The organism is Pantoea sp. EKM103V (assembly GCF_011800365.1).
Classification (GTDB): Bacteria; Pseudomonadota; Gammaproteobacteria; order Enterobacterales; family Enterobacteriaceae; genus Pantoea; species Pantoea anthophila.
In genome coordinates this window covers 43,899-59,879 of the sequence record NZ_JAALFQ010000008.1, presented here as the reverse complement: position 1 = coordinate 59,879, position 15,981 = coordinate 43,899, and the positions used below count along the sequence as shown (strand labels likewise).

The 15,981-nt window shown below is 60.4% G+C and carries 13 protein-coding genes; 7 read left to right on the top strand and 6 right to left on the bottom strand.

Annotation, left to right across the window (positions count from 1 at the left end):
* Positions 1-77: 77 nt before the first annotated feature.
* From exbB to HFD97_RS15755, 3 genes are all read left to right on the top strand, one after another.
* Complete coding sequence (gene exbB, locus HFD97_RS15765; protein WP_009087251.1) at positions 78-800, top strand: tol-pal system-associated acyl-CoA thioesterase; 723 nt, start codon at positions 78-80, stop codon at positions 798-800.
* Positions 801-806: 6 nt separating this feature from the next.
* Positions 807-1,229, top strand: a complete 423-nt coding sequence (gene exbD, locus HFD97_RS15760) for a TonB system transport protein ExbD (protein ID WP_009087249.1) — start codon at positions 807-809, stop codon at positions 1,227-1,229.
* A gap of 236 nt (positions 1,230-1,465) precedes the next feature.
* On the top strand, positions 1,466-2,788 hold the full coding sequence (locus tag HFD97_RS15755; protein WP_140924933.1) for an MFS transporter: 1,323 nt from the start codon (positions 1,466-1,468) through the stop codon (positions 2,786-2,788).
* On the opposite strand, the gene HFD97_RS15750 is transcribed toward HFD97_RS15755, so the two are convergent.
* From HFD97_RS15750 to HFD97_RS15730, 5 genes are read right to left on the bottom strand one after another with little or no spacing between them, the layout of a single operon-like run.
* Positions 2,785-3,774, bottom strand: a complete 990-nt coding sequence (locus HFD97_RS15750; RefSeq protein ID WP_185155359.1) for a spore coat U domain-containing protein — start codon at positions 3,772-3,774, stop codon at positions 2,785-2,787. The two genes, HFD97_RS15755 and HFD97_RS15750, sit on opposite strands and share 4 nt — an antisense overlap.
* Positions 3,771-6,218 carry a fimbria/pilus outer membrane usher protein gene (locus HFD97_RS15745; RefSeq protein WP_167432266.1) on the bottom strand — a complete coding sequence of 816 codons (2,448 nt, stop codon included), beginning with the start codon at positions 6,216-6,218 and terminating at the stop codon, positions 3,771-3,773. The genes HFD97_RS15750 and HFD97_RS15745 overlap by 4 nt, the downstream gene beginning before the upstream one ends.
* A gap of 7 nt (positions 6,219-6,225) precedes the next feature.
* The gene (locus HFD97_RS15740; RefSeq protein WP_167432267.1) at positions 6,226-6,921 is read right to left on the bottom strand and encodes a molecular chaperone; all 696 of its coding nucleotides are present in this window, start codon (positions 6,919-6,921) and stop codon (positions 6,226-6,228) included.
* Between the two features lie 25 nt (positions 6,922-6,946).
* Entirely contained in the window at positions 6,947-7,438 is a 492-nt protein-coding gene (locus HFD97_RS15735) for a spore coat U domain-containing protein (RefSeq protein WP_167432268.1), read from the bottom strand.
* Between the two features lie 46 nt (positions 7,439-7,484).
* Complete coding sequence (locus HFD97_RS15730) at positions 7,485-8,054, bottom strand: spore coat protein U domain-containing protein (RefSeq protein WP_009087237.1); 570 nt, start codon at positions 8,052-8,054, stop codon at positions 7,485-7,487.
* Between the two features lie 544 nt (positions 8,055-8,598).
* Between HFD97_RS15730 and HFD97_RS15725 the strand changes: the two genes are divergently transcribed.
* The 3 genes from HFD97_RS15725 to HFD97_RS15715 all read left to right on the top strand — a co-directional run bounded on the left by HFD97_RS15725 (position 8,599) and on the right by HFD97_RS15715 (position 14,514).
* Positions 8,599-10,683 carry a bifunctional diguanylate cyclase/phosphodiesterase gene (locus tag HFD97_RS15725; RefSeq protein WP_058956421.1) on the top strand — a complete coding sequence of 695 codons (2,085 nt, stop codon included), beginning with the start codon at positions 8,599-8,601 and terminating at the stop codon, positions 10,681-10,683.
* Between the two features lie 145 nt (positions 10,684-10,828).
* Positions 10,829-12,973 (top strand): bifunctional diguanylate cyclase/phosphodiesterase, encoded by a 2,145-nt coding sequence (locus HFD97_RS15720; RefSeq protein WP_167432269.1) that lies wholly within the window; start codon positions 10,829-10,831, stop codon positions 12,971-12,973.
* Between the two features lie 137 nt (positions 12,974-13,110).
* The gene (locus HFD97_RS15715; RefSeq protein WP_009087230.1) at positions 13,111-14,514 is read left to right on the top strand and encodes a PLP-dependent aminotransferase family protein; all 1,404 of its coding nucleotides are present in this window, start codon (positions 13,111-13,113) and stop codon (positions 14,512-14,514) included.
* Here HFD97_RS15715 and HFD97_RS15710 read toward each other — a convergent pair.
* Positions 14,511-14,993: a YlaC family protein gene (locus HFD97_RS15710; RefSeq protein WP_167432270.1), complete on the bottom strand. Its 483-nt coding sequence runs from the start codon at positions 14,991-14,993 to the stop codon at positions 14,511-14,513. The genes HFD97_RS15715 and HFD97_RS15710 overlap by 4 nt on opposite strands.
* A 311-nt stretch (positions 14,994-15,304) precedes the next feature.
* On the opposite strand from HFD97_RS15710, the gene HFD97_RS15705 reads away from it, so the two are divergent.
* Positions 15,305-15,904 carry a cupin domain-containing protein gene (locus HFD97_RS15705; protein ID WP_009087226.1) on the top strand — a complete coding sequence of 200 codons (600 nt, stop codon included), beginning with the start codon at positions 15,305-15,307 and terminating at the stop codon, positions 15,902-15,904.
* Positions 15,905-15,981 lie beyond the last annotated feature (77 nt).

Genomic DNA, 15,981 nt, shown 5'->3' with positions numbered 1-15,981 from the left:
TTATTTTGCTATTATTCGCGCTTGTCCCGCATCCCTGTATATGAAGTTGGAGAAGCAGCGTGGTAGCCAGTGATTTGATGCAAACGGATCTCTCCGTTTGGGGCATGTATCAGCATGCCGATATCGTGGTAAAGGTGGTCATGATTGGCCTGTTGTTGGCCTCCGTAGTGACCTGGGCGATATTCTTTGGCAAATATGCCGAACTCAGTGCCGCGAAGCGCCGCCTGAAGCGCGAGCAGCTGGCGCTGGGCGAAGCGCGCAGTCTGAATGACGCCGCCCGCATTGCCCAGTCGTTTACCGATCACAGTCACAGCGTCGTACTGCTGAACGATGCGCAGAATGAACTGACGCTGTCGGCGGGTGTGGAAGATACCAACGGCATTAAAGATCGCACCAGCTTCCGCCTGGAGCGCCGCGTTGCTGCGTTCAGCCGCCACGCCGGACGCGGAAATGGCTTCCTCGCGACCATCGGCTCTGTCGCGCCCTTTATCGGTCTGTTCGGCACCGTCTGGGGCATCATGAACAGCTTTATCGGTATCGCCAAAACCCAGACCACCAATCTGGCGGTGGTGGCACCAGGTATCGCCGAAGCGCTGCTGGCGACCGCGATTGGCCTGGTCGCGGCGATCCCGGCGGTGGTGATCTACAACGTCTTTGCCCGCATGATCGCCAACTACAAAGCCTCGCTGGGTGATGTCGCTGCGCAGGTGATGCTGCTGCAGAGCCGTGACATCGACCTGGGCACCGTGGCGACTGAGGTTCCGCGTCCTGCAGCAGCTCAGAAACTGCGCTTAGGGTAAGTTCTTATGGCAATGCGATTAAACGACGATCTGCAAACCGATGGTGAAATGCATGAGATCAACGTGACGCCGTTTATCGACGTCATGCTGGTGCTGCTGATCATCTTTATGGTGGCCGCGCCACTGGCCACGGTCGACGTGCGCGTCAATCTGCCCGCCTCAACCAGCGCGCCGCAGCCGCGTCCGGAAAAACCGGTTTACCTGTCGATTAAAGCGGATAAGCAGCTTTACGTCGGTAACGACGCGGTGACGCCGGACTCACTGGTGAATGTGCTGACCAGCCAGACCCAGGGCAATAAAGAGACCACCATTTTCTTCCAGGCCGACAAGTCGGTCGATTATGAAACGCTGATGAGCGTGATGGATAAGCTGCGCACGGCGGGCTACCTGAAAATTGGTCTGATGGGCATGGAAACCGTGAAGAAATAGCGGGTTATCCGGCACGACAAAGAGGCGACTGAGGCAGTCGCCTTTTTTTATGGCCCTCTGCTGACCAGATGATATCTGGCCGATCCGCCGTGACACCGATCACTTATGCTGGCTGGTCCGTATTGTTAATTTGTTGTTACTTATGTACATAGAACTGTAAAGTGCAATGGTGAGCCAGGTCACATTATTCTCGCGGCAGGCAGGCTAAAACGGCTAAAAAACAACAGGAAGCCGTTATGAGTCACGCCCCGTCTTTACAAAAGCCCCCGAAAAGCGCCGCCCGAACCATCTTCAACGTCACCAGTGGTAACTTCCTGGAGATGTACGATTTCATGGTCTTTGGCTACTACGCCACGGCCATTGCTAAAACCTTCTTCCCCGGCGATGACCCGTTCGCTTCCCTGATGCTGACCCTGATGACCTTTGGCGCAGGTTTTCTGATGCGCCCGCTGGGGGCGATTATTCTGGGCGCGTACATCGACCATCATGGTCGCCGCAAAGGCCTGCTGCTGACGCTGGGCCTGATGGCGATTGGCACCCTGACTATCGCGCTGGTGCCGGGTTACGCCACGCTGGGCGCTGCGGCGCCGATTCTGATCCTGCTGGGTCGGCTGCTGCAGGGCTTCTCCGCGGGCGTTGAGCTGGGGGGCGTGTCGGTCTACCTGGCCGAAGTGGCGCCGAAAGGGCGCAAAGGCTTTTTCGTCAGCTGGCAGTCGGGCAGTCAGCAGATTGCGGTGATCTTCGCCGCCCTGCTGGGTCTGATGCTGAACCATCTGCTGGCGAAAGAGGCGGTGACGGAGTGGGGCTGGCGTATCCCGTTTGTGGTGGGCTGTCTGATTGTGCCGTTTCTGTTTTATATCCGTCGCACGCTGGAAGAGACCGAAGCGTTCAGCAAACGCAAGCATCATCCGCGCATGACGGAGATCATGCGCTCGGTCGCCAGCAACTGGGCGCTGGTGCTGGCGGGGATGCTGATGGTGGTCACTACCACGGTGATGTTCTACATGATCACCGCCTTTACCCCGACCTTTGGCAAAACCGTGCTGATGATGAGTGATAAGCAGGCGTTCATGGTGACGCTCTGCGTCGGCATCTCCAATCTCTTCTGGCTGCCGCTGATGGGCGCGCTGTCGGACCGCATCGGGCGTCGTCCGCTGCTGATCGCCTGTACCCTGCTGATGATTGTCACCACCTGGCCGGTGCTGCACTGGCTGGTCGGCTCAGCCAGCTTCGCCCATCTGCTGGAAGCAGAGCTGTGGCTGTCGTTTCTCTATGCCAGCTACAACGGGGCGATGGTGGTCTATCTGGCAGAGATCATGCCTGCTGAGGTGCGCGCGGCCGGTTTCTCCATGGCATACAGCCTGGCGACGGCGCTGTTTGGCGGCTTTACCCCTGCCATCTCCAGCTACCTGATCCACGCCACCGGCGACAAGGCGATGCCGGGCGTCTGGCTGACCTTTGCGGCCATCTGCGGGCTGATCGGCACCCTGCTGATTGGCCGGATGGTGAAGCAGTATCAGCTGCGCCACAGCGGTACGCCGGTCAGCGCCTCGCTCTAAAAGGCTAAATCGACCACCACGCTGTCGCTGTAGTTTCCGGCGGGCGGCGTGGCCTGCGTCGTCAGGATGCGCGCGGTGTAGTTAAAGCCGCGCGTCAGTCCATCCGCAGAGACTGCGGTCGAGGTCGTGCTGCTCCAGCGCTCCGTCCCTGAGGGTCCCCAGCGATTGCTGGTCGTGCCTTTGTAGATCTCATAGCTCAGACGATTCGTTCCGCTCGCCATATTCCTCACGCTGCTCACCGGATAGCTGCCGTTACTCAGTCCGACCGTATAGGTGCTGCCCTTGCTGCACAGCACATTGATGGTCTGCGACACCGCAGAGAAGCTGCCGACCAGCGGCGCGCTGCCGAAGCTGATGTTGGGCGAGGTAATGGTGGTGCAGTCATTGGTGAGCGTAGCGGTCACGGTTATCGGGATCACGCCACTGCCGTTCTGTTCGCTTAAGCAGACGTTTCCCACGCTGACACTGGTACAGACGCGATACGTCACGGCCATGTTCAGCGTCACCTGGTAGGTGCCGGCGGCCACCACCTGACCGGGAACGGTGCGCAGGTAAACCGGGATAGCGAAGTTGAGGCTGCCCAGTAACCCCGCCAGATTGACCAGCGTCTGTGACCCATAGACGTAAGCCGCGCCGCCAATCGTCAGTTCACTGGCGCAGGCGCTGTCGGTGCAGAGCCGCACCGGCACATTATCGCTGCCGGTGTCACCGCTGCGTTTCAGGGTGCCGCGCGTGCCGCTGACATTCGTCGCGCCGGTCAGCTGAAACGTAATCTGGTTATTACCCAGCAGCGAGAGCGCGCTGCCCGAGCCACAGTTAACGTTGGCGTTTGTGGTGGTGGCGTTCACGGTGGTATTCGCCACAAATGTCGTGAGGGAGCCGAAGCTGGCGGTGGAGGCGGGAAGGGTACAGGCAGCATAACCCAGCGACGGCAGACAGAGCAGCAGGCCCGCAGGCATCAGCCATTTCAGCAGAATTTTTATCATGGTCGCGCTCCGGAAGAGAAAGTATCAGCGGGCGTGGCGGCGCTGCCCGTGGCCGATGCAGGCAGCGGACAGGTCAGCGGGCCATAGGTTTTCAGCGCCTGCGGCTGACCGCTGGCGATGTGCAGTTCGGTTTCACAGCGGCGGCCGTCGGGCGTGACCACCGCGATCGGATTGCTGACCGTCAGCGCCTCCATCCAGACAATCCCATCCCAGCCCACATACTCTGTAGGATGATCGGGCCGCACGACCTGGCTTGAAACCGGCAGTGGCTGGCCCTGCGCATCGATCAGAATCACGCTGGCCGATCGCAGCTTCTCTACAGGGAAGTTGAGCAGATAGCCACTCTGACGCCGGACGGCAACGCGCTGCTCAACCTGCGGCGTGGTCATATCGGCGGGCAGATCCAGGGTGTCGATATCATATTTAGCCGGGTAGTAGCTGCTGATGGTAGGCACCAGCAGATAGCCCTGCGGGTTGGTTCGTCCCATCGACTGATTCTCGTAGCGGACGTTGACGTCGGGGTAGCGGGTTTTCACCAGCACAAAGGCGTCGTTGATGGCGTTGGCGGCAAAGACGCTGTTGTCCATCAGTACCAGCGCGCCGGAGAGATCGGCCCACTGCGTGAGGTTGTCGTCGTCGCCATAAAAGCCTCCCGAGGCGTCAACCTGGTTGTTACGGTAGCGCAGGCTGCCCTGACGGTAATCGCCGCTGTCACCGCTCTGATTCGCCCAGGAGGCATCCCAGGCGAATCCGCCGTCGCTGGGCATGGCGCGTGAGGCGTAGACGCGCTGGCTGTTGCGGCCGCGCCGGTCGCGTTCGGTGCTGATTGCGGCGCTGCCCTGTTCGCCAAAGGGGATCACCAGTGAGATCGCGCCGGTCCAGCTCTTCTCCTGCTGATCGCGGCTGGCGGAGACGTAGAGGCTGCTGTTGCCCCACAGGTTTTTACTCCAGGAGAGATTCCACAGGCGGGTGCGGTCGCCCTGACCGTCGGTAATATCGATAAAGGCGGCGCCGACGCTGCCAAAACGGTTCAGTGAGACGCTGGCGCTGTACTGCGCACTGCGGCGCGACAGCGCGAAGCGGCTATTTGCCTGACTTCCGGCACGGCTGCCGACCAGCGCCAGGTTGCCAAAGTCGCGGCTGCGCCGGGTCTGCTGCGTGCCGAAATTGAACCAGCGGTTGTTGTACTGATAACCCCAGCTGTACTGCCCGCCGCGCTCGCCATCCAGCTGACTCTGCGCCACCGCGCCGTTTACCACCCCCCAGCTGCCGACGCGCAGCTGGCCGCCCAGCCCGCCCATTGCCAGGTTTTCGCTGCCTTCGGCCTGGCTCTCCAGCGTCAGCCAGTCGGTCATGCCATAACGATACGCGCCGCTGGCGGCGGCCTGTCCGTAATCGAAATTTTTAATGCCGTAGTTCTCGCGGATCGCCCCGGCGGAAAAGGCGTAATCCGACAGTCCCGCTTTCAGCAGGTTACTGGAGACGTAAAAGGGCATGGTCGTGGTGACGCGTCGGCCTGTTGCATCGGTGGTGGTGATCACTGCATCACCTGCGCCGTTGACGAACGGGACATTGGTCAGCGACCAGGGGCCAGGCTGCACGTTCGCCTGGCTGGAGCGATAGCCATTAATAAACAGATCCACGGTGGAGGGGACGGCGGCCTGGCCGGAAAAGGCGGGCAGCGGGTAGGTGACCAGATCGGGCCGGATGCTGAAGTCGCGACCGATGCGGATGCCGCCGAGCCGCACGCTGCTGCCCCAGGCGAGCGAGTCGCTGACCAGATCCCCGACCCGCCAGCTCACCGCCGCATTTTCATCTTCGTTGCTCCACCAGGTGTCGTAGCGGATGTAGCCATCATCCTGATAAGAGGAACTGCCTTCCAGCTGCTGCTGCCAGACGCCGTTGCTGGAGAGGTGTCCGGCCTCCCCGAACAGCCGCAGCTCATTCCAGGCGGAGAGGCGGGTGCCGCTGTTGTCGGTGCGGCTGGCGTAAAGATCGTAGTTAAGCAGCGCGCCGCTGCTGGTCCGTCCCGGATAGCGCGGCCCGTTTTTCGCCTCGCCAATCACCTGGCCGGGCAGCCACTCTGGCGGCACGGTCAGCAGCAGCCGCTGCCGCGCAGCATCATAATCCACCCTGACCAGAGGCAGGCTGCTGACATCGACCTGCGGCTGCTGGCCCAGCTTTTCCCGCGGCAGACCGGCACGCTGCAGATCGCCGCTGCGCAGCCAGAAGTGACCGTCGCGCTGCTCTGCCGGTACGATATTGCCCTCTGCCTGCTGATTCACCACCAGCTCCAGCATATATTGCTGGCCACTGTCGCGGGACTGCAGGCTCGGCGGCGGTGGCAGGGAGGAGTAAGTCTCCGCCAGCACGCTATCCGGCGAGCAGGCGTAGCAGAGGCTGGCAACCGCCAGCGCACAGGGATGAAGCGGGTAGCGTCTCATTCAGCACTTACTTCTGAGCCGCGCTGCGCCACGGGCGCTTGTTGACCTCAGCGCTCAGCTCGCCGCTGACCGGGGAGGTGAGCGGCCAGCGATGCATGCTGTCCGCCAGCACATAGCCATACAATCCTTCCCCCAGCCGGCGACCGCCAATTGTGACATTGCTCAGCCGGGCGTGGCCGCTGCCGCTGTTAGTCAGCTGAAGCCAGCGCTTGCCGCCGTCGCTGACCTGCTGCCAGCGCAACTCCGGCCGGGCGCTGTCGGTGTTCAGCCCGGTGCCATAGACAAACAACGGCACGGAATAGCGCATCTGAAACGTCAGCCCGGCCTGATTCTCACCGGGATTGCGCGGCGCCGAGATCTCATCCAGCACCACCCGATAGGCCAGCTCTTTACCGGCCGCAGGCGGCGTCTGTTTAATCAGCCTGACCAGCTGCTTCTGGCCCGGCTCCATCCGCACCATCGGCGGGCTGGCTACCACCTGCTGCTGAGTCTGATACTGCTCCTGGCCGCTGACCTGCTGCCAGCTGAAGACGCGGATCTGCATCAGCGTAGTGCTGTTACCGCGATTTTCCAGCCAGAGTTCGCTGGCTTTCTCGTCAGGATTAATGGCGGGATCGATGGGCCAGATCATCACCGAGTTAGCGGCGAAGGCCGGAGAGAGCAGGGAGGGGCTCAGCAGCAGCAGAGCGCACAGTGACTTCATGATCATATCCTTGTTTTTTATCGCCTCACCAGCTCAGGGTGACGGTCAGCGTGTCGGTATAAACGCCGGCGCGCGCGGTGCCGGGGAGTTGCAGCTGGCCATAGATCGGCAGCGTAATGTTACCGGCATTGCTGTAGCTCAGCGGCACGGCCTGGTTGACCGGGATCATCGTGGTGCGGCTGGCATTGCTAAAGAGCGTATAGGGAACGGTATTGCTGAAATTGGGCAGCTTCAGGTTGCGGGTGGTGGTGTAGTTGTTGCCCTGATTGATGCTCATGCTCAGCGTCGTGCCGGGTGTGCAGGCGAGATTGATGGTCGTGCTCTGCAGAAAGCTGGCGTTGACGGTCGCTGTCGCCACGCCAGACTGCGTGCCGAAATTGAGCGTGCCGAAAACGCCGGTATTGGTACCGGATATCACGCAGCCTGCCACAATCGATGCGGAGACCTGAAAGGTGCTGGTGGGCAGCCCCCAGGCGCTGACGCTCCCTGTCAGCAGAGGCAAAGCACGTGCGATCATCAGGCAGGATCGCCAGAGAACCACCCTCATTGACCTGCGGCTGCAGTTAATAATTCACGGCGACGTTAATGGTATCGGTGTAGGTTCCGGCCGGAATCAGCGGGTTAAAGCCGCCGCCGACCACCCGGCCATAGATGGCGTAGTTGGTGCCCAGCGTCGGATCGTTGGTGCCGCTGGCGGCAATCGGCGTATTGTTGGCGATCGCGGTAGTGAAGGAGGCATCGCTGTAGAGGGTATAGGCGATGCCCTGCGCATTGTCCGATCCCAGCAGCAAATAGCGCGGTGACGCAGAGGCGGTGCCATAGATGGTCGCTGGCGCCGCGTTGCTGCTGGTCACCACCACGTTATAGTCCTGACCGGTGGTGCAGCGCACGTAGATGCCGTTACCGGCGGCGCCCACCAGGGTGGCGTTCAGCGTATCAAAGGTGGCGGCGCTGCTACCAAAGTTCAGCGTACCGAAGTTAACACCTGCCGTGGCGGACTGGCCGTTGACCAGGCAACCGGTGGTCAGCGTGAGGGTGGCATTGATGGTCCCGGAGGTGGTTGCCGCCTGGGTTAAGGTCGGAAGTGACAGCGTTAATCCCGCAGCAGCACACAGAAAAAGCTTGAGTTTCATAATATTTCCTTACGGATTATCAGGAGTCAGTGCTTTTTCACCTGGTATTAATTAACGATTCGGCCCAAAAATAAGAAATAAATAAAGCAGTGCCCGCAACGGGGCTGTCTTAAGAAAAATCTCAGACTTAAGGGTGCTGATTTATATCAGTTTTACTTACTATAGAACAGTTAACGCGTCTGGCGAAGTGCTCCTGATTATTTTTCACTAATCTAATGGTCACTTCAGCCGATAACCCAGTAATAGCAAGGCGTGTAAGCGTAACGGGAAAGCAGAAATCCCTGTTTTTTTCCTCGCGTGCAGGCTTTCCGCTTCGGTAATATGTTGCTGTATCAATCAGACATAATAACGATTTACCGGCTCGCTTAGCGGATGCGGGAACAGGATGCTGCGCATCGTTCTCCAGCGCTGGCGGGCGGGTTTTGCCGGAAATAATTCCTGGCGAAATACCGGCATTAAATAACTTTCACCCCCGCGGGGGTTTTCAGATGACTTATCAGACTTTACACAGCACCCGTTCAGCACGGGTGGTGAGGAGTGGCACATGCTGCATATCACCTGGGATAACGTCCTGATCGGCATTTCGCTGATCGTGGCGTTTGTTGCCTCTTTTACAGCCCTGGATACCGCCGGACGGGTGGCGGTCTCCCAGGGCTGGCCTGCCCGATTCTGGCTGCTGGTCGGCGGCACCGCCATGGGAATTGGCATCTGGGCCATGCACTTTATCGGCATGCTGGCGATGATGATGCCGATGACGATGCGCTATGACGTGCCGCTGACGGCAGGCTCGCTGCTGGTGGCGATTCTGGCCGCCATGCTGGCTTTCGGACAGACGGTAGGAGGCGTACATCTCACCCGTTTCCGGCTGCTGCGCGGCAGTCTGATCCTGGGCGCAGGGGTGGTGGTCATGCACTATCTCGGCATGTCTGCGCTGCTGATTGAGCCGGGGCCTGACTGGAATCCTCTGCTGGTTGCCCTCTCTGTGCTGATCGCCTTTGTGGCCTCTGCGCTGGCGTTGTGGCTGGCGTTTCATCTGCGCCAGGGGGAGCAGCATCTGCTGCTGATGCGCAGCCTGGCCTCCCTGGTGATGGGGATCGCCATCGCCGGTATGCACTACGTGGGCATGGCCGCCGCACGGTTCAGCCCGAGCAGCACCATGCAGCCGCATGGCCTCAGCAATCCTGGACTGGCGGTTTGGGTAACGCTGATTACCCTGCTTATTCTGAGCGTCACGCTGCTGAGTTCCATGCTGGACGCTCAGCTGCGCGCGGCACGGCTGGCGGCGCGGCTCAATCGCGCCAACCAGGAGCTGCGCCAGCTGGCGATGCACGACAACCTGACCGCGCTGCCGAACCGGGTCATGCTGGAGCAGCAGCTCGATCTGGCGATTAAGCAGGCGATGCTGCAGGAGAGCCGCTTTGCCGTGTTCTATATGGATCTGGATGGCTTCAAAGCGGTGAATGACACCTGGGGACATCACGTCGGTGACCGCCTGCTGGTCGCGGTCGCGGAGCGGCTGCGCAGCCAGCTCACGACCACGATGCTGCTGGTGCGTCTGGGCGGCGATGAGTTTGTGCTGATGGCAGAGGCGCTGGATATCACGCCAGCCCGTCAGCTGGCGCAAAAGCTGGTTAAGGTGATCAGCACCCCCTTTGAACTTGACCGCTATGTGCTGCACGTGTCACTCAGCGCGGGCATTGCGATCTTTCCGCTGCACGGGCGAAACCGGCATGAGCTGCTGTTTAATGCGGATGCGGCGATGTATCACACCAAACACAACGGGCGCAATGGCTGGTGCCTGTTTGAACCGGCGATGAGCGATGCGACCCAGCATCAGCTGGAGCTGGCGAACGATTTGTGGGAGGCGATAGAGCGCCAGCAGATGCGCCTGTTCTATCAGCCCAAATTCAGTTCCGGCGGCACCCTGTTACTGGGATTCGAGGCGCTGCTGCGCTGGCAGCATCCGCTGCGCGGGTTACTGACGCCGGAGCTGTTTCTGCCGCGCGCCGAAAAGACCGGCCAGATCGTCGCGCTTGGCAACTGGGTGATCGAGGAGACCTGCCGCCAGCTGAGAAGCTGGCACAATCAGGGCCACAGTGACTGGACGGTGTCGGTGAACCTCTCCGCCCTGCAGTTTCATCAGCGCGATCTGCTCACCACGCTGACCCGGACGCTGGCGCACTTCCAGTTGCCAGCCAGCGCGCTGATGCTGGAGATCACCGAAACGATAGCCATGCGTGACCCGCTGTTCAGCCAGCAGCGCATCCGCGAACTGCAGCAGGCGGGTATCAGCGTCGCCATTGATAATTTTGGCATCGGCTATGCCAACCTGCTGCATCTCAAAGATCTGGATGCCTGCGAACTCAAAATCGACCGCAGCTTTATCAACTGCCTGCGGCCCGGCAGTGAAGATGCAACGGTGGTCAGCGCCATGCTGACGCTGGCGCAGAGTCTCAACCTGCGGATGGTGGCGGAAGGGGTGGAAACCGAAGAGCAGCAGCATTTACTCACCAGCTTAGGCTTTGATGCCCTGCAGGGGTATCTGCTGGGTAAACCGACCCCGGCGGACCGGGTTGACGCGTTCCGTTTCGCCTCACGGCGGCAGCCGGTGGCGTCACTCTCGGGCTGAACGTCACGATAGTTTTCAGCAATCAGAGTAAGTGAAAGCATGCAGCCTGCGCGGCTCATTAACCGCCGGGCGGTGCCGATAACAAAAAGAACACTGTCAGAACTCTCTGTCTAACCACAAGCACGGCTTTTCGCGGGAATGCACTATGTTAGCGACCTCATACGACTCTTTTATTGTTATCGTCTCGATTCTGGTCGCGATGCTGGCTTCGTTTACCGCGCTGGATATGGCAGGGCGGGTGGTGCATTCGACCGGCAAAGTCGCGCTGGTCTGGCTGTTCGGCGGCGGTTTTTCCATGGGGATCGGCATCTGGGCGATGCACTTTATCGGCATGCTGTCGATGAACATGGATATGGTGATGAGCTATAACGCCTCACTGACCGCGCTCTCTGCCGCCATCGCGGTGTGTGCGTCGATATTTGCGCTGTGGCTGGTCTGCCATAGCGATCTGCCCTGGCCGCGGCTGGCGGGCGGCGCGCTGATCCTCGGCAGCGGCGTGGTGGCGATGCACTACACCGGCATGGCGGCCCTGATGTTTTCGCCCGGTATCGTCTGGCAGTGGGGCTGGGTGGGACTGTCGGTAATCATCGCCCTGGCGGCCTCTGGCGCGGCGCTGTGGCTCGCCTTTAACCTGCGCGAAGGGCAGACCAGCCGGGTCACGCTGCTGCGGATTGGCGCCGCAGTGGTGATGGGGTTTGCCATTGCAGGCATGCACTACACCGGCATGATGGCCGCCGAATTTCCCGCGCACAGTCATTCGGTGGGGCAGGGCGTCAACAGCAACTGGCTGGCGATTCTGGTCACCGTGGTCACCCTCTCTATCCTGGGGATTACCCTGCTGGTCTCCATGCTGGATGCGCGGATGCAGGCGCGCACCTCGATTCTCGCCAGCTCTCTGGCGGAGGCGAATCGTGAGCTGGCCCAGCTGGCGCTGCACGATAACCTGACGCGGCTGCCAAACCGCATCCTGCTGGAAGATCGGCTGGAGCAGGCGATCAACAAAGCGAACCGTGAACAGACGCAGTTCGCCCTGATGTTTATGGATCTGGATGGCTTCAAGGCGGTTAACGACGCCTTTGGTCACCATATTGGCGACAGTCTGCTGGTTGGCGTAACCGAGAGAATGAGCCAGCAGATGACCGGCTACTACACGCTGGCGCGGCTTGGCGGCGATGAGTTCGTGCTGCTGGTGGAGATTGACGATCCCAATGATGCCGCGGCCGTCGCCGATAAGCTGGTCAAAGCGGTGGATCGTCCGTTTGATATCTCCCGCTATGAACTGGTGGTTTCCCTGAGCCTCGGCATTGCCGTCTATCCCGGCGACGGAGTGGATGAGCGGGAGCTGATGTTCAATGCGGATGCGGCGATGTACCACACCAAAAATAATGGTCGCAACGGGTATACCTTCTTTCAGCCCTCCATGAATATTCAGGCACAGAGTCAGCTGCAGCTGAATAACGATCTCTGGCAGGCGCTGGATAATGATGAGCTGCGCCTGTTCTACCAGCCAAAATTCTGCGCCCCGCGCGGTCCGATCCTCGGTTTTGAGGCGCTGCTGCGCTGGCAGCATCCGCAGCACGGCCTGCTGTCGCCCGACAAATTCCTGCCGATGGCGGAAAAGACCGGGATGATTGTCAATATCGGCAACTGGGTGATTCAGGAAGCCTGCCGCCAGCTGCGCCAGTGGCATCTGCAGGGGCACCCGCACTGGTCAGTGGCGGTTAACCTCTCGGCGTTGCAGTTTGAGCAGTCGAATCTGGTGGAGACGGTGGTTGAGGCGCTGGCAAAACATCAGATTCCGGCCGAGCTGCTGACCCTGGAGGTGACAGAAACCACCGCGATGCGCGACCCCGATGAGAGCGTGCGTATCCTGACCGAGCTGACCCGGCTGGGCGTGAAAGCCTCGATTGATGATTTCGGCACCGGCTACTCGAGTCTGCTCTATCTGAAGCGGTTACCGGCCAGCGAACTGAAGATCGACCGGGCCTTTGTGAACGAGCTGCAGCATCAGAAAGAGGATGCCACCATCGTGTCGGCCATCGTGGCGCTGGCGCAGTCGCTGCAACTCAAAGTGGTGGCTGAAGGGGTAGAGACCGCCGAACAGCAGGCGTTTCTGACCAGCCTGGGCTGCAATACGCTGCAGGGCTATCTGCTGGGCAAGCCGGTTCCGCCGGAGCGGGTGCCGGAGCTGACCGACTTTGTCGCGGCAGAAACTGAAGAAACGGTGGCCAGCACGGGCCTGATTGCGGATGTCGATCGGCCGCTGACGCCAGAGGCGGCAGCGGTCTGACGCGCGGCGCGTCGGGGCTGAAAAAGCGTCCCGTGCGCGTTGCATCAGTGCAACGGGGCTGTATAAGCGGTTCATGCCGCCTGTCATTGGCCGCCGCGCGTGGTAAAGTCACGCGGTCAGACAAGGAGAGATGAGCCGTGGCGAAATACCAGCGATTGATGGATGAGATTCAGCAGCAGATAGAGGCCGGCATCTGGCTGCCGGGCACACGCTTACCCTCATTGCGCCAGCAGGTGGCGCAGCAGGGGGTCAGCCTGATGACGGTGCTGCACGCCTATGAGCTGCTGGAGAGCCAGGGCTGGATCGTCTCCCGTCCCCAGTCGGGATACTACGTCGCGCCCCGCGCGCTGGCACCCGCGCCGATGAGCGTGGCGATCAGCGAGCAGGTGGATATCAACGACTTTGTGTTTGATGTGCTGCAGGCAACGCGCGATCCGGCGATTGTGCCGTTTGGCTCCGCCTTTCCCGACCCCGCGCTGTTTCCGCAGCGTCAGCTGATGCGCTCGCTGGCGAATGTCTCTCATCACCTCACGCCAACCGATGCGCTGCATAACCTGCCGCCCGGTAACGCCACGCTGCGACAGCTGCTGGCGCAGCGCTATGCGCGTCAGGGCATCACGCTGTCACCGGATGAAATTGTCATCACCAGCGGAGCGCTGGAGGCGCTGAACCTCAGCCTGCAATCCCTCACCGAGCCGGGCGATTACGTGGTGATTGAGCATCCCGGTTTTTATGGCGCGCTGCAGGCGATTGAGCGGCTCAAGCTGAAAGCGCTGGCGATCCCGGTGGATGCAAAACAGGGCATCGATCTCGTTCAGCTGGAGGAGGCGCTGCAGCGCTGGCCGGTAAAAGCCTGCTGGCTGATGACCACCCTGCAGAACCCGCTCAGCGTCACCCTGACCCCGGAACGCAAGCAGCAGCTGGTGGCGCTGCTGGCGCGCTATCAGGTGCCGATGATCGAGGATGATGTCTATGCCGAACTCTGGACAGGCGATGTCGCGCCGCTGCCGGCCAAAGCCTGGGATCGTCAGGGCAACGTGCTGCACTGTGGGTCATTTTCAAAATCGCTGGTGGCGGGATTTCGCGTTGGCTGGGTGGCGGCGGGACAGCATGCGCAGCGCATTCAGCGGCTGCAACTGATGAGCACGCTCTCGACCAGTGCGCCCATGCAGCTGGCGCTGGCGGATTTTCTGGCGACACGGCGTTATGACACCCACCTGAAGCGCCTGCGGCAGATCCTGGCGAAGCGACAGCAGATGGTGCGCCAGGCGCTCCTGAAGGTGCTGCCACCCCAGGCCACGCTTAGTGAGGCGCTCGGCGGTTATTTTCTCTGGGTGACGCTGCCTGAACGCATCAATACCACCCGGCTTTATCAGCGCGCGTTGGCACAGGGGATCAGTATTGCACCGGGACAGTTATTTTCGGCAGGCGAGCAGTTCAGTCACTGCTTCAGGCTGAATACCGCCTGGCCGTGGGACAGCCGGGCCGAGGCGGCAATCGAAACGCTGGGTCGGTTAATGGCGGAAAGCGGGGCAGATTAAACCCGCGCCGCTTCCTGATGGCCCCAGGTCAGGTAGTAGACATCATAAAAATCGACTTCGCCTTTTTGTCTCAGCAGACGCTGGATGCCGCTCTTCACCCGTTCCGGCGTCTCGGGCAGCGACAGAATCCGCGACACGGCCTGCTCGCGCACCGGCTGAACATAATACCACTCGCCGTTGTAGCAGACGCGCAGATCGAGGGCGTCGATATCCTCAAAGCGATATTTCGGGTTGATGTCCATCAGCATCAGCAGGCTCATCACCAGGACAAAGATGGTCGCAAACCAGAAGGCGGGCCAGCCGAGCATCTCGGTAGTGAAAATCAGCGCAACGCACAGGCCATAGCACAGGTACATCACCGCCCAGAGGCCGGGATGGTTTTTCAGAAACGAGAGGCTGAAGCGCGGCAAATTGTCGCGACGTTCTTCGCGGTTAAGCGTGGCGATCTCGTCAATCAGGATTTGTTTAATAGCGTCCATTGGTTACCTCTCTGTGATCTGCTAGCGATTAGAACAGATAACAGTCAAGGATATCAGAAACAGATCTGTGCGATTTTTATATAACAGTTGAACCGTGACCGGCGTCCTGCTCCGGGCGGCCTGACATTTTGCAACATTTTACCGTAGTCAGAACCGCTTCCCGTGGTGGTGCAGGGCGGGGAACACCCTGTAGTTAACGCCGCATTTGGCTTTAGTCAGCAATATCAGTCAATTATCTCAATTCTGTCGCCTGGCGCACATTGCATTGTGGCGCAGGTTTGCCACACTGATAAAAAAAGCGGAGAACCTGCATGCGTACCCCATCCTCCAGTCTGTTATTGATGATGTCTTTTGCCGCTGGCACCTTTTCGGCCGGGGCGTCTGACAATCCTCAGCACCTGATGCTCGCCATTCCGTCGGGCGGCGTGCCGAATAACCCGTTACCTCTGATTATCTGGCCACGCGTGGTGCCGGAAGAGGAGGAGATCGCCGCATGGTTTGAGAAAACCTTCGAAGAAAACGGCTGGCCACCCGCCTGGCGCTATCCGATTTTCCCTTACACCCACTACCACCCCAACACCCATGAGCTGCTGGGTGTGGCTGAAGGCTGGGCGGAAGTGCTGTTTGGCGGTGACAGTGGCCGGATGGTGACGCTGCGCGCCGGCGATGCGGTGCTGATCCCGGCGGGCGTCGGCCACCGGCAGGTCAGCGCCAGTGAAGACTTTATGGTGGTCGGAGCCTATCCGCGTGGCATGTCGCCCGAGACACTGCGCGATGAGCCAGCGAAACTGAAAATGGCGCAGGAGCAGGTGAAAAAAGTGCCTCTGCCGACCCAGGATCCCTTCACCGGAAAAGAGGGCGCACTGACAGAAATCTGGCAGCCGATTGCCGCCATGCAGCCGCAGCCATAAGGGAAGGTGCTTCAGACACGCTGCTGAATAACGATGCGCGAGCCCGTCTCGCGCTTTTCCCCCTCTTCCCGCAATCC

What these genes read in the sequence shown, in the direction of transcription:
- exbB (WP_009087251.1), top strand. Translation starts at nt 78, where the DNA reads ATGCAAACGGATCTCTCCGTTTGGGGCATGTATCAGCATGCCGATATC.
- exbD (WP_009087249.1), top strand. Translation starts at nt 807, where the DNA reads ATGGCAATGCGATTAAACGACGATCTGCAAACCGATGGTGAAATGCAT.
- HFD97_RS15755 (WP_140924933.1), top strand. Translation starts at nt 1,466, where the DNA reads ATGAGTCACGCCCCGTCTTTACAAAAGCCCCCGAAAAGCGCCGCCCGA.
- HFD97_RS15750 (WP_185155359.1), bottom strand. Translation starts at nt 3,774, where the DNA reads ATGATAAAAATTCTGCTGAAATGGCTGATGCCTGCGGGCCTGCTGCTC.
- HFD97_RS15745 (WP_167432266.1), bottom strand. Translation starts at nt 6,218, where the DNA reads ATGAGACGCTACCCGCTTCATCCCTGTGCGCTGGCGGTTGCCAGCCTC.
- HFD97_RS15740 (WP_167432267.1), bottom strand. Translation starts at nt 6,921, where the DNA reads ATGAAGTCACTGTGCGCTCTGCTGCTGCTGAGCCCCTCCCTGCTCTCT.
- HFD97_RS15735 (WP_167432268.1), bottom strand. Translation starts at nt 7,438, where the DNA reads ATGATCGCACGTGCTTTGCCTCTGCTGACAGGGAGCGTCAGCGCCTGG.
- HFD97_RS15730 (WP_009087237.1), bottom strand. Translation starts at nt 8,054, where the DNA reads ATGAAACTCAAGCTTTTTCTGTGTGCTGCTGCGGGATTAACGCTGTCA.
- HFD97_RS15725 (WP_058956421.1), top strand. Translation starts at nt 8,599, where the DNA reads ATGCTGCATATCACCTGGGATAACGTCCTGATCGGCATTTCGCTGATC.
- HFD97_RS15720 (WP_167432269.1), top strand. Translation starts at nt 10,829, where the DNA reads ATGTTAGCGACCTCATACGACTCTTTTATTGTTATCGTCTCGATTCTG.
- HFD97_RS15710 (WP_167432270.1), bottom strand. Translation starts at nt 14,993, where the DNA reads ATGGACGCTATTAAACAAATCCTGATTGACGAGATCGCCACGCTTAAC.
- HFD97_RS15705 (WP_009087226.1), top strand. Translation starts at nt 15,305, where the DNA reads ATGCGTACCCCATCCTCCAGTCTGTTATTGATGATGTCTTTTGCCGCT.